Annotated in this window: 9 protein-coding genes; 2 read left to right on the top strand and 7 right to left on the bottom strand. The window is 47.7% G+C overall.

Annotated elements, in window-relative coordinates; genetic code table 11:
* Positions 1 to 33 precede the first annotated feature (33 nt).
* The 6 genes from G519_RS42480 to G519_RS0109860 form a co-directional block, all read right to left on the bottom strand.
* Positions 34 to 960: a polysaccharide deacetylase family protein gene (locus G519_RS42480; RefSeq protein WP_051253293.1), complete on the bottom strand. Its 927-nt coding sequence runs from the start codon at positions 958 to 960 to the stop codon at positions 34 to 36.
* Between the two features lie 54 nt (positions 961 to 1,014).
* The gene (locus G519_RS0109880; protein WP_173185800.1) at positions 1,015 to 1,746 is read right to left on the bottom strand and encodes a polysaccharide deacetylase family protein; all 732 of its coding nucleotides are present in this window, start codon (positions 1,744 to 1,746) and stop codon (positions 1,015 to 1,017) included.
* 152 nt (positions 1,747 to 1,898) lie between these two features.
* Positions 1,899 to 2,402: a hypothetical protein gene (locus G519_RS42475; RefSeq protein ID WP_064743422.1), complete on the bottom strand. Its 504-nt coding sequence runs from the start codon at positions 2,400 to 2,402 to the stop codon at positions 1,899 to 1,901.
* Positions 2,403 to 2,427: 25 nt separating this feature from the next.
* Positions 2,428 to 3,609 carry an MGDG synthase family glycosyltransferase gene (locus tag G519_RS42470; protein ID WP_064743420.1) on the bottom strand — a complete coding sequence of 394 codons (1,182 nt, stop codon included), beginning with the start codon at positions 3,607 to 3,609 and terminating at the stop codon, positions 2,428 to 2,430.
* Between the two features lie 57 nt (positions 3,610 to 3,666).
* The gene (locus tag G519_RS0109865; protein WP_029194538.1) at positions 3,667 to 4,242 is read right to left on the bottom strand and encodes a thymidine kinase; all 576 of its coding nucleotides are present in this window, start codon (positions 4,240 to 4,242) and stop codon (positions 3,667 to 3,669) included.
* Between the two features lie 41 nt (positions 4,243 to 4,283).
* The gene (locus tag G519_RS0109860) at positions 4,284 to 5,261 is read right to left on the bottom strand and encodes an HD domain-containing protein (protein ID WP_084160096.1); all 978 of its coding nucleotides are present in this window, start codon (positions 5,259 to 5,261) and stop codon (positions 4,284 to 4,286) included.
* A 614-nt stretch (positions 5,262 to 5,875) separates the two neighbouring features.
* Between G519_RS0109860 and gltB the strand changes: the two genes are divergently transcribed.
* The gene (gltB, locus tag G519_RS0109855) at positions 5,876 to 10,468 is read left to right on the top strand and encodes a glutamate synthase large subunit (protein ID WP_029194536.1); all 4,593 of its coding nucleotides are present in this window, start codon (positions 5,876 to 5,878) and stop codon (positions 10,466 to 10,468) included.
* Positions 10,469 to 10,612: 144 nt separating this feature from the next.
* The gene (locus G519_RS0109850) at positions 10,613 to 12,097 is read left to right on the top strand and encodes a glutamate synthase subunit beta (RefSeq protein ID WP_029194535.1); all 1,485 of its coding nucleotides are present in this window, start codon (positions 10,613 to 10,615) and stop codon (positions 12,095 to 12,097) included.
* A 179-nt stretch (positions 12,098 to 12,276) separates the two neighbouring features.
* On the opposite strand, the gene G519_RS50100 is transcribed toward G519_RS0109850, so the two are convergent.
* Positions 12,277 to 13,137, bottom strand: a complete 861-nt coding sequence (locus tag G519_RS50100; protein WP_244280087.1) for an IS3 family transposase — start codon at positions 13,135 to 13,137, stop codon at positions 12,277 to 12,279.
* Positions 13,138 to 13,232 lie beyond the last annotated feature (95 nt).

Genomic DNA, 13,232 nt, shown 5'->3' with positions numbered 1-13,232 from the left:
TCGGCGTTCTGTAACTCCCCCAAAAGTTCCAAGTTATTCGGTCCCAAAGTACTGTTCACCGACTGGAACCCGATTAGTAGACAAAACATCGCTTACAGTACCAACGTGCAATCCTTTATTCTTTACAGCGGTAATCATGCCATCTAGGGCTTTACTTGCTGATGGAGTAGGATGCATGAGGATTAAAAAACCATTGTCCACTTTTGTATTTATTTTATGAATAATGGTTTGCGGGCTTGGATTTCTCCAATCAATCGTATCTAACGTCCACAACACTGTATTCAGCTTCATACTTTGAGCAACTTCAACGGTTTCTTTATCGAAATCACCCGACGGGGGAGCAAACCATCGGTTTTTTACCTGTAGTTCTTGGGAGAGCAGTTTCTCGGTTTTCGAGATTTCTTGGTAGGCTTGGCTGTTGCTTAATTGGCTCATTTTTTTATGAGAATACGCATGATTGGATACTTCATGACCGCGGTTCAGGATTTGTTTGGCCGTGGTCACATTTTTTTTCAGCCAAGATCCGTCCAGAAAGAAAGTTGTTTTTACATGATGCTTGTCCAGTGTATCAAGAATTAGTGGTAGATATTCATTTCCCCATGCAACATTGATCATGAAGGAAACCATGGGTTTTTGAGGGTTGCCGCGATAAATAGGGGCTGCTCCTAACTGGTTAAGATGAATCTCTGGCGGTATTTCCTTATATACATAATGAATAGATCTGCCGCCAAGGTTGTTCTTATTCATTTCGTATGTCTTTTGAATATCGACTTCCAGACCATTGTATCCAGGGATAGCACCTTCAACACGATCAATTCTGGCGGAAATAGGTAAGATTCGCTTTTTTGGAGCTTCATTCATAATCTCGGTCATGACGGAATCGCCAGCGGATGCTGTGAATCCAGACAAAACCGGCAGCGCACAAAGGATCAAACAATAACGCAGCTTAAAATGTGCCATTGCAAAGCACTCCATTTCAAATCACTTTTTAGATTTAGGCATATCTATGTCTGTCTAATTAATTTTTGCAGGGAGAGCTTTGTTATAGTTTAGAAGCTGTGAAACGGTAACAAGTTGATATCCTCTATTTTTTAATTCTGGCAAAATGATTTTCAAGGCTTCTATGGTCTGTGTAGGACCTTCAATATAGTCATGAAATAACACAATATTTCCGTTTTTCGCATTCTTTAATACGCGATTTACAATCTTGTTGACTCCTGGCGTACTCCAATCCTTTGTATCCAATTGCCAACTCCACATAATCATCTTATAGCCTTCAGCCCGGACAGTAGCTACAAGCCGTTCATTATAAAATCCTCCAGGTGGGCGAAACAATAGGCATCGCTTTCCTGTTGTGTCATAGATAAGTTCCTCTGTTTTATTAATTTCTTTTTTGATATTGTTTTTTTTGCTTAGATAGGCGTGGGTATATGTATGATTAGCTATCTCATGGCCCTCGCGTATGGTTTGATTTAGAACGTCAGGGTAAAGCTTTACTTTATTGCCAACAACGAAAAAAGTGGCTTTAGCTTCGTACTGTTTTAGCAGTTCCAGAATCTGAGGTGTGTACGCAGGGTGAGGACCATCGTCGAACGTTAGTGCAATGACTTTTTCATCGGTGTTTACTTCCCAAACGATTTCTCCGCGTGTCTCATAATAAGCTCGATCTTTCTTAGGGGCAGAATTAGCATTAGCAGCAGGCTGGATCAAAAAAAGACAAATACACAATATCAAGAATATTCTCATGGTGTTCTCCTTTATACAAGTAGGTGACAAAATTATAATCTCCAATTAATCCAATCCAATTCAATATTCATTTGGAGCGTATAGCTCTTATGGTTATTTTGAACAAAAAAAGACATGCTGCGCAGGGCAACATGTCTTTTTGCATCATCTTATTAGGGCTTAGGTTGATCACCGCCATTATTTCCGCTTCCGCTGCTGCTCCCATTCGCATTCGCGTTTCCATTGAAAAACGTATTCGTCAATGCACGAATCTTCTCCATGAATTTCCCGTATCCATAACCGGTAAGAAACGCCACACTGATACGAGCGGCCATCGAGTCTCCGACTTGCAGCAGCAGAATGCCGCTCTCGAATAAGACGATCGTAATAATCGCTGATCCGAAGCATAGTATTGGACGCATCAGGTACCAGTACACCCATTGGGTGGTGAGGTCATGGTAATGCTCATGGAACATGCGCAGTCCATACAGCGCTCCGCCTAAAGCTCCCGCAAATCCAAAGCTCACATACTCGTGGTACAGATTTACGTCGACACCAAGCAGCTTCCCCTGAACAGAGTCGCTGCCCAGCAGAGCCATCATCCAGAGGCTTCCGACGAACCAGATAAGCAAATAAGTGAAGATGAACTGCTTGCCAAATCGGTGAAGGGGATCCATAAATAAAACACCGCCCTTTACATGGTTAATACCATTGTATGAGCGGTGTTGTTGTTGATGCCTGCAGATAGGAGCGCTTCTCCGATAACTTTAGGTATTGAATGATCGCTGCGGAGCAGTCTTGCGCCGTATATTTTTGGTGGTTACGGATGTCCATCCTGCGTTTCACAAGTTCCGGATACTGTTCAAGCAGCAAGTTGAACCAGTGATCTATCATCTCTAGTGATATAATTTTCTGACCATAACCCTGTTCCTGAAAATAGTCGCAGTTCGTCTCTTCTTGACCTGGAATTGGACTGTAGAAGAGCATCGGAATACCTTTGGCCATCGCTTCTGTACAGGTCATCCCGCCAGGCTTCGTAATGAGCAGATCGGAGATATCCATCAGCTTGTTAATCTCGCTTGTGTAACCGATCAGATGTATGTTAGGCTGCCGGAATACGTCTTCCTCGAGTAGTTGTTGACGCGCTTTTTCATTCGTCCCCAAGCAGATAATAAGCTGGATATCCTTGCTCCAACTTGCCAAGTACGTCAGCAGTTCTTCTTTTTCTTCTTTTTTAAATACACCCCAACCGCCGCCCATTACCATAACCGTGGGCATTGCTTTTAGACCGAATTCTTGGCGAATCTGCTCTTTGCTATGTTCCAAACGGAAATTAGGATGCACAGGAATCCCTGTGACTTCAACATGTGTTTCCGGCACGCCGCGGCCAATCAAGCGTTCTCTTACCATCGGTGTTGAAACCAAATATTTGTCTACAGCCGGATCAATCCATGTGCCGTGAACGTCGTAATCGGTGATGACGGTGAAGAGGGGAACAGCAAGTCCAGCTCTTTTGAGACGAGAGACAATAATGCTCGGAAAAGGATGCGTGCAAACGATGACATCTGGTTTTAGCTGTTTGATGATCGCTTTTGTTTGGGAGTAGAAAATACGGTGCAGAATAAGCCCTGCAACGCGGCTAGGCGTCTTTTCATATTGATTACGGTAAAGCATACCATAGAGTTTGGGTTGTGATGTAACCGTGCGGCGGTATGCCGAAAAGATCCAAGGTGCCAAGGTAGGATGCAAAAAAGCACCAAGCTCGATCACACGTGTAATAATCTCAGATGAGCTCTGCCTAAGCTCCACTGAAAGCGCGTGAGCCGCTTGCGTATGACCTTTCCCGAAGCCCTCGGATAAGAGCAAAATCCGTTTTTTTCGCAAGGAACTCACCTTTCTTAATAAAACCATATCTTTGTAACCTATAGATAAGTATTGCCTTTAAATTTGTGAAGATTTCCGCTTTGATGCGTAACATTTACGACACACAGGTACATAGCTTTCATTACCGCCAATTTGAATCTGTTCGCCGTGGAAGATCGGTTCTCCATCTTTGCAGCGCATATTCATGATCGCTTTTTTGTCGCAGTACCAGCAAACCGTTTTGATCTCCTCGATCGTGTCAGCTACAGCTAATAAAGCATCGCTTCCTTCGAATAATTGCCCCATGAAATCAGCCCGGAGCCCATAAGCAATAACGGGAATATCCAATTCGTCCACAATTTCAATTAATTGAGCAACCTGCTCTTTATTCAAAAACTGCGCTTCGTCAACCAAAATGCAGTTTGGGCGTTCTGTGCTCGCGAGTGCAATCATATCCAAGTTCTTGTCTACGACGGTAGCGACCTTTTGCATGCCAATTCTGGAGACGACTTTGCCAACCCCAAAACGGTCATCTACGACGGACGTGAGAAGCAGTACTTTCTTTCCTTGTTCTTCATAATTGTGTGCAACACGTAAAACTTCAATGGATTTGCCACTGTTCATGGTGCCATAACGGAAATACAATTTTGCCAAGCTGGGCCATTCCCCTCTGCGGATGAAATAAATGTAAGTATTTAAATGGTAAAAAAGTAGGTGGCTGTCATGCTATCAAGCTCTGCTAGTTTGACGGCGGATTGAAAGCTTGCTTCTGAGGCGAGTTTATCGCCGATAAGCGGCTGTTTCTTGTAAAGCTTTCGAATTTTGACTTCTATACTACCTGGAACAGGCTCCCCTGTGATTTGAATCCGTTGGGGCTCGTACATCAGCACATGAATGATTTCCCTGGAAGTCGTATTGTTGCTTTGCAAAAGCTCCTGGATCAATTCATGATCCATAAGGGAAGGAATACGTTCCTTCATGCCGGGATTCGACTCGCAGTGATGAGCAGCGGCCTTGGCCAGCAGAGCATCCATCGCAAGAAACTGCGGGTTCAGAAAGAGCCGGTGGTCCTCGACGACCGCATGAACGAGCGCAGCAGCTGTATCTTCATCAGCTTCCACGTAATGACCGCGTAAGCGAAGCCCTTTGACAATCTCTGAGGGGGACCGTACTTGTAGTCCGGCATAATAAGTATCCCTTAGAAAGCTATCCAGATGATCGAGCCCGAGAAGTGTCGTTTTATTCGTAAGAGGGCTGTCTTGATTCAAAATATCGACAATCGACGGTGGTGAAATGCCGTGCTTGATAAGAATATCAGCAACGACACCGCGCCTTATCAATTGCTCAGTCTGCTGATGATGATCGAACCCAAGTGTTCTCTCAACCGCATGAGAGAAAGGCAAGTGTCCAATATCATGCAGTAGCGCAGCAATGCGCAGATGAGGATCATCTGGGCAAAAGTGAGCCATCAATGACCAGACGCCTACGGTATGTTCAAAACGGGAATGTGTCATCGGTGAAAATAGCGCAGATGCCCCGAAGTGATGCAAAAATTTCAGACGGCGAACCGGCTGCGACCGGAAAAGCTCAACTTCAATCGGATGGGCCTGCATGTGCCATTGATAAAGAGGCTCCCAGATCGTTCCGGTTGAAAAAGTATGCTGTATACTCAAAACAGAGTTCCTCCTAGGCTGTGGAATCTGGATGTATGTTCTTTGCAGCGGTATAAGCTATCATAGCATGAAACATAGAATGTTCGCTATCATCGGCCAATGAAAAAGAAACTCAAAACTTGGCTCTGGATGCTCGTGGAAAGTTAACTTTACTTGGAAACATCCCCATGGAACTCCTAGTGATTGTATCATTATTTTAGGCGCTGCGGTATGGGATGGCAAGTCGGGTCCGGCTGTGGGAGAACGATTGAATTTAAAGGTAGAGACTTATAGCAGCGGGTCATCCTTTTAGCGGTGAAATCACAAAGCAACAAGGATAATTTACAGAACAATCAGGCGACTATGGCGGACTGGAATCTATTATAATGAAAACCTTCTCATTATAATTATTTTTGAATTGAACTATAAGATATCAAGTGTTAATATAATATAAAAAATATTGAGAATATTTCATCTAATTAATTAGCTAATTAATTAGCTTGGTTTAGATGGAATAGGCATTCGCGTGTCATCACTTTTTAGCGCTTTAACGCGTGCGTCCAAGGGTAAATGACTCCATCATCCAGCAAGGATGAAGAGTACAACCAAAAAAGAGGAAAGAAAGGTTGCACAACATGACTAAAATTGGATTACCTCCCAAACAGGGATTGTACGATCCGGGGTTTGAGCATGATGCGTGCGGTATTGGCTTTGTCGCCAATATCAAAGGTGTCAAATCACATGAAATCGTCAAACAGGCGCTTCGTGTCCTTTGTAATTTAGATCATCGCGGTGGTCAAGGCAGTGAACCGAATACGGGTGACGGGGCAGGCTTATTGATGCAAATCCCGGATACGTATCTTCAGTCCGCTTGTGTGGAGGAAAATATAAAGCTCCCTGCTGCTGGCAGCTATGGTGTCGGTATGGTCTATTTACCTCAGGATTTGGAGGCGCGCCAAGCATGTGAGAGTATAATTGAGCGAATTGTCAAACAAGAAGGGCAGCAATTCCTCGGATGGAGAACCGTTCCAACGGACAACAGTTCATTGGGAGATTCCGCGAAGTCAGCAGAGCCGTTTGTACGCCAAGTGTTTATTGGTCAAAGTGAAGATGTTTCGAGCAACTTGGATTTTGAACGTAAGTTATATATTATTCGTAAGCTCTCTGAAAACGCTATCAAATTATCTCATGGTGATTCGCAATTTTACTATTCTAGCTTGTCTAGCAGAACGATTGTCTATAAAGGAATGTTAACACCTGAGCAAGTCGACGCTTATTATTTGGAATTGCAAGATGAGAAAGTAGACTCCGCACTCGCACTCGTTCACTCCCGCTTTAGTACGAACACATTCCCGAGCTGGGAACGTGCACATCCGTACCGCTATTTGATTCACAATGGTGAAATTAATACCCTCCGTGGCAATGTGAACTGGATGCACGCCCGTCAGGCTATGTGCGAAACCGAATTATTCGGTGAAGATTTCAAGCGCATTCTTCCTGTTATTGATACCGATGGCTCCGATTCACAAATGTTTGATAATACCTTAGAATTCCTCATGCTTTCTGGGCGTTCGCTGCCGCATGCAGCGATGATGATGGTGCCAGAGCCTTGGTCCAAGCACGAAACGATGGATGATGAGAAGAAGGCTTTCTACGAGTACCACAGTACATTGATGGAGCCGTGGGATGGTCCGGCAGCAATTGCCTTCACCGATGGCAGTCAAATTGGAGCAATCCTTGACCGTAATGGCTTGCGGCCATCGCGTTACTATGTCACTACCGACGATTTAATTGTACTCGCTTCAGAAGTGGGTGTCTTGGATATTGAGCCTGAGCGTATTCTGTACAAAGATCGTCTCAGACCGGGACGCATGCTGCTTGTTGATACGGTTGAAGGACGCATCGTGACGGATGAGGAAATCAAAAGCCGCATCGCTGGCGAACAGCCTTACCGCGATTGGCTGAACGAGCACCTGGTTTCCCTTGAAGAATTGGAAGATGCCCCAATCGTGCTCGGTTCCGACCATGACACGGTGCTGCAGCGTCAGCACGCATTTGGCTATACCTTCGAACAACTGCGTAAGACACTGGAGCCAATGGCCAAAACGGGTGTAGACCCCATTGGTTCAATGGGGACGGATGCCCCGCTTGCTGTGCTTTCCGATCGACCGCAGCTGTTATATAACTATTTCAAGCAATTGTTTGCGCAGGTTACCAACCCGCCGATCGATGCGAATTTCGAAGAAATTATTACAGCTCAAGGCACGACAATCGGTCCTGAGCGCAACCTGATTAACCCTGAACCGGAGAGCTGTCGACAAATACGTTTGCAATCACCGTTTCTTTCTAATAAAGAGTTGGCGAAGCTGCGTCATATTAAGCGCGATGGCTTCAAAACAGTTACCTTGCCTACTCTATTCGAGGCGGCCGAAGGCACAGAAGGTCTGGAAAGGGCTATGCAAGACCTTTATGCTGCGGCTGATCAAGCCATTGTGGAAGGCGCTTCGCTATTCATTCTCTCAGACCGCGGTGTGGATTTCCGTAAGGCGCCGATTCCGGCGCTGCTTGCGACTTCGGGTCTTCATCACCATTTGATTCGCCAAGGCACACGGACCAAGGTCAGCTTGCTTGTAGAGTCGGGCGAACCGCGTGAAGTGCACCATTTTGCTTTGCTGCTCGGTTATGGCGCAGGGGCTATTAACCCGTATCTCGCGTTGGAAACGTTAGACGACATGATAGCGCGCAAACAGCTTGTTGGTGTTGATATTGAGAAAGCGACCTATAACTACATGAAAGCGGTGACGAAGGGCGTTGTTAAAGTCCTGGCGAAAATGGGTATCTCCACGATCCAGAGTTATCGCGGGGCGCAAATTTTCGAAGCGATTGGACTTAGCCAAGAGCTCATCGATTCGTATTTCACATGGACGCATACACCTGTTGGCGGGATTGGCATCGATATTGTGGCTAAGGAAGCTTTGATCCGCCACAACCGCGCTTTCTCCGAGCAAGAGGGACGCGATAAGGTACTCGATACCGGTGGTGATCTGCAGTGGCGCCGAGATGGAGAAGACCATCTCTATACACCGGAAACGGTGCATGCCTTACAATCAGCCGTTCGTACGAACAACTACGCGATGTATAAGAATTTCTCGAAGCTCATCAAACGTGAGGATGAGAAATATATGGCTTTGCGCGGGCTTTTGAGCTTCAAGGAAGGCCGACAACCGATCCCGATCGAAGAAGTGGAGCCGATCGAGTCGATCTTTAAGCGCTTCAAGACGGGAGCCATGTCTTATGGCTCCATCAGTAAAGAAGCGCATGAGACGATTGCGATTGCGATGAATCGCATCGGCGGCAAGAGCAATACCGGCGAGGGCGGCGAGCATCCGGAGCGCTTCACGCCGGATGCGAACGGCGACCTTCGCCGCAGCGCAATCAAGCAGGTGGCGTCCGGCCGCTTCGGCGTCACAAGCCATTATCTCGTCAATGCTGACGAGATTCAGATCAAGATGGCGCAGGGCGCGAAGCCCGGCGAGGGCGGTCAGCTCCCGGGAACCAAGGTGTATCCTTGGGTAGCCGAGGTTCGCGGTGTTACGCCAGGCGTAGGCTTGATCTCGCCACCGCCGCATCACGATATTTATTCGATCGAGGATCTAGCTGAGCTGATCCACGATCTCAAGAATGCCAACCCGCGGGCACGGATCAGCGTGAAGCTGGTATCCGAGGTCGGTGTTGGCACCATCGCTGCCGGCGTAGCCAAAGGGAAAGCGGACGTTGTCCTGATCTCCGGCTACGACGGAGGAACAGGCGCGTCGCCGCAGACGAGTATTCGCCATGCGGGACTGCCGTGGGAGCTCGGTCTGGCGGAGACGCATCAGACGCTCGTGCTCAACAACCTGCGCAGCCGTATCGTCGTCGAGACAGACGGCAAGCTGATGACGGGGCGCGACGTTGTCGTAGCTGCCCTGCTAGGGGCTGAGGAGTTTGGCTTCGCTACAACTCCGCTCATTACCATCGGCTGCGTAATGATGCGCGTGTGCCATCTGGATACCTGTCCGGTTGGGGTTGCTACGCAAAATCCGGAGCTTCGCAAGAAATTTACCGGGGATCCGCAGCATGTAGTCAATTTCATGACCTTCATCGCGCAGGACGTGCGTGAAATGATGGCTGAGCTTGGCTTCCGCACCATCGAAGAGATGGTCGGCCGCACAGATGTGCTGGAGTCTAAGCAAGCTGTCGAGCATTGGAAAGCTAAGGGCGTCGATTTATCGCCGCTTCTGCACCAACCAGAGATGGGCGAGCATGTAGGCCGATTCTGCCAAATGTCGCAGGATCATGGTTTGGATCGCTCTTTGGACGTAACGAAGCTGCTCGCAATTTGTGAGCCTGCTATTGAGCGCAAGGAGCATGTGCACGCCATCCTGCCAATTGCGAACGTCAACCGTGTTGTCGGAACGATTGTAGGTAGTGAGGTTACACGTCATCACGGCGTGGACGGCTTACCTCACGATACCATCCGCCTCCACTTTAATGGTTCTGCTGGTCAAAGCTTCGGTGCTTTTGTACCGAAAGGGATCACGCTTTCGTTGGAAGGCGATGCGAATGACTACGTTGGTAAAGGATTATCCGGTGGTAAACTGGCTATTTTCCCTTCCAGTAAGTCTCATTTTGTTCCTGAAGACAACGTCATTATTGGGAATACCGCGTTCTATGGCGCAACCGACGGGGATGCTTACATCCGGGGGATTGCAGGCGAGCGTTTCTGCGTAAGAAACAGCGGCGTGCGAGCGGTTGTCGAAGGTGTTGGCGACCATGGTTGTGAATACATGACTGGCGGCCGTGTTGTTGTTCTTGGTTCTACGGGCCGCAACTTCGCAGCAGGTATGTCTGGCGGTATCGCCTACGTACTGGATGAGAAGGGCGATTTCTCAAGTAAGGTGAACAAAGAAATGGTTTACCTTGAGCAGTTGGAAGAAACCTATGAAATGAACGAACTGAAAACGATGATTCAGCATCATGCCACATTTACGGATAGCAGCGTTGCCCACCAAGTTATTCAGCACTGGGATGAGTACGTTTGGAAGTTCGTGAAGGTTATACCGAAGGACTACAAACGGATGTTTGATGCTATCGAAAAGGTGAAACGCTCCGGACTAAGCCAACAAGAAGCCATCATGGTTGCTTTCGAGGCGAATATGAGGGACGTTTCTCGGGTCGGTGGAAATTAACGAATCAGATCAGATGCTGACGAAGTAAGTTTTGCTGAAGCAAAACAGGAGATGCTTCCGATGCCCGTTTTTCTGGTGAAAAACTCAGCAGATGCTTACGAAGTAAGTTTTCTCGCGAAAACTCTCAGGAGGGATTAAACGTAAATGGGTAAACCAACTGGTTTTATAGAACATCGTCGTGAAGTGGCAACTGAAGCTGCTCCCCTAGTCCGGATTGGACATTGGAAGGAGTTTGCGACGCCGCTGACAGAAGATAAATTGCAGACGCAAGGCTCTAGATGTATGGATTGTGGGATTCCTTTCTGTCACACAGGGGCGTTGATCAGCGGCATGGCCGCTGGTTGCCCAGTCAATAACCTCATTCCGGAATGGAATGATCTGGTGTATCGCGGTCAGTGGAAAGAGGCTCTGGACCGTCTGCATAAGACGAACAACTTCCCAGAGTTCACGGGACGTGTTTGCCCGGCGCCATGTGAAGGCTCGTGTACGGTAGGTCTGAAGGATACACCGGTTACGATCAAAAGCATCGAGAAAGCCATTATTGATAAAGGCTTCGATGAGGGCTGGATTACACCTGAGCCTCCGGAAGTGCGCACAGGTAAAAAGGTAGCTGTCGTAGGCTCGGGGCCATCCGGACTCGCTGCAGCAGCGCAGCTGAACAAAGCCGGGCACTGGGTCACCGTGTTTGAGCGTGCAGACCGCGTTGGCGGATTGCTCATGTACGGCATTCCGAACATGAAGCTGGATAAGAAGTACGTCCAGCGTCGTGTGGACCTGCTGGAAGCCGAAGGCATCACGTTCGTTACCGGCGCTCATGTCGGTGTGAACTATCCGATCGAGAAGCTGCAAGAGGAATTCGATGCCATCGTTCTGTGCGGCGGGGCAACAAAAGGCCGCGATCTTCCGATCGAGGGGCGTGAGCTAGGCGGCGTCCACTTGGCGATGGAATTCCTGAGCAAGAACACGAAGAGCTTGCTGGATTCCGAGCACGCTGACGGCGCGTTCATTTCCGCCGAAGGGAAGGATGTTATTGTCATCGGCGGCGGCGACACGGGTACAGACTGCGTGGGTACATCTTTGCGTCACAAAGCGAAGAGTGTTACGCAGTTTGAGATTATGCCGAAGTCACCGGACACGCGTCCTGCGAACAATCCTTGGCCGGAATGGCCAAAAGTCCATAAGGTGGACTATGGCCAACAAGAAGCGGCTGCCGTGCAAGGCGAAGATCCGCGCCAATATTTAATCAACACGAAGAAATTCGTGGGGGATGAGAATGGCAACTTGAAGGAACTGCACACGGTGCTTATCGAGTGGCAGAAGAACGAGAAGGGTGGGTTCGTTCCTGTGGAAGTACCCGGAAGTGAGAAAGTATATCCAGCTCAGCTGGTACTGATCGCGATGGGCTTCACAGGACCGGAGAACACGGTGCTGGATCAACTCGGCGTCGTCAAAGACGAGCGCTCCAACGCGAAAGCTGACTACGGTAAGTTCGCGACGAGCGTGGACGGTGTCTTCGCTGCCGGTGACATGCGCCGTGGGCAAAGCCTCGTGGTTTGGGCGATCAACGAAGGCCGCGCAGCGGCTCGTGAAGTCGATCGATACTTGATGGGATCATCGAATTTACCATAAAGATGCGTGGAAAGAGGCTGACTCAAAAGGTTAAATAACCTAGCGAGCAGCCTCTATTTTGTTTCGAAACGGAGCGGAATCTAACAGGAATTCCTCCCGTTAATTTGGCGTTAATTGAACTAAACGGTCATCTAACTGGAAAACTGCTCTTCTGTCAAGAAAGTGGACACTCCTAATTTTCAGGCAGTGCGTCTATAATACTGCTGCTCAAAGCGTAGAGGGGACACATAGCCTAGCGTACTGTTGGATCTTTTGCGGTTGTAAAATAATTCAAGGTAACGATACAGCTTCTCATAGGCTTCCTGCTTCGTTTTGAATGTCGGGGTGCAGTAAATAAGTTCGCGCTTTAAAATGCTATGAAATGCCTCGATACAGGCATTATCATAGCAGTTCCCTTTACGACTCATGCTAGCTCTCATTCGATAGGTTTTGAGCTGTTTACGGTAGTCACTGGACGCGTACTGAGCGCCACGATCAGAATGATGAATAAGATTCTTTTTAGGCTTCTTTGCGCGATAGGCTTGTTTTAATGCGTCTAGCACGAGGTCTGTCGTCATGCTGTCGCTCAGTTTCCAGCCTACAATCTGTTTCGTATACAGATCCATTACGCTTGCTAAGTACAGTTTTCCTTCACGACAGGGAATGTAGGTAATGTCAGCTACCCATTTTTCATTGGGTTTTGTCGCTGAAAAGTCTTGCTCGAGTACATTTGGAGCGATGGGTTCATTGTGTTTCGAATCCGTTGTTGTTACTCTGAATTTCTTTGACATACAAGAGCGAAGGCCTTGTTCACGCATGATCTTGCCGACAGTACGCTCAGATACCCGCAATTCTTCCTTTTTAAGTTCATTCCAGATCCTTGGACTTCCGTACCGTTGATCAGAGTCCTTAAAGTGAAACTTAATCCGCTCTGTTAGCATCTCTTTGTGTTTTTGCTGTTCGGACGGTGCTGCCGTACGCCATTTGTAATAGCCGCTCCTGGATACTTTAAGCACGCTGCACATCTTCTCCACTGGAAACTCAGAGCGATGATCTTCAATGAATTGAAACCTTAATTCTTTGGTTTGCTGAAGATGTGCACCGCCTTTTTTACGATAGCCAATTCCTCTTCTACATCAGCTAAACGGCGGTCTTT

It is taken from the genome of Paenibacillus alginolyticus DSM 5050 = NBRC 15375, from assembly GCF_000422905.1.
Classification (GTDB): domain Bacteria; phylum Bacillota; class Bacilli; order Paenibacillales; family NBRC-103111; genus Paenibacillus_E; species Paenibacillus_E alginolyticus.
Note: the sequence above shows the minus strand (reverse complement) of the source record. Positions and strands in the feature narration are given on the sequence as shown.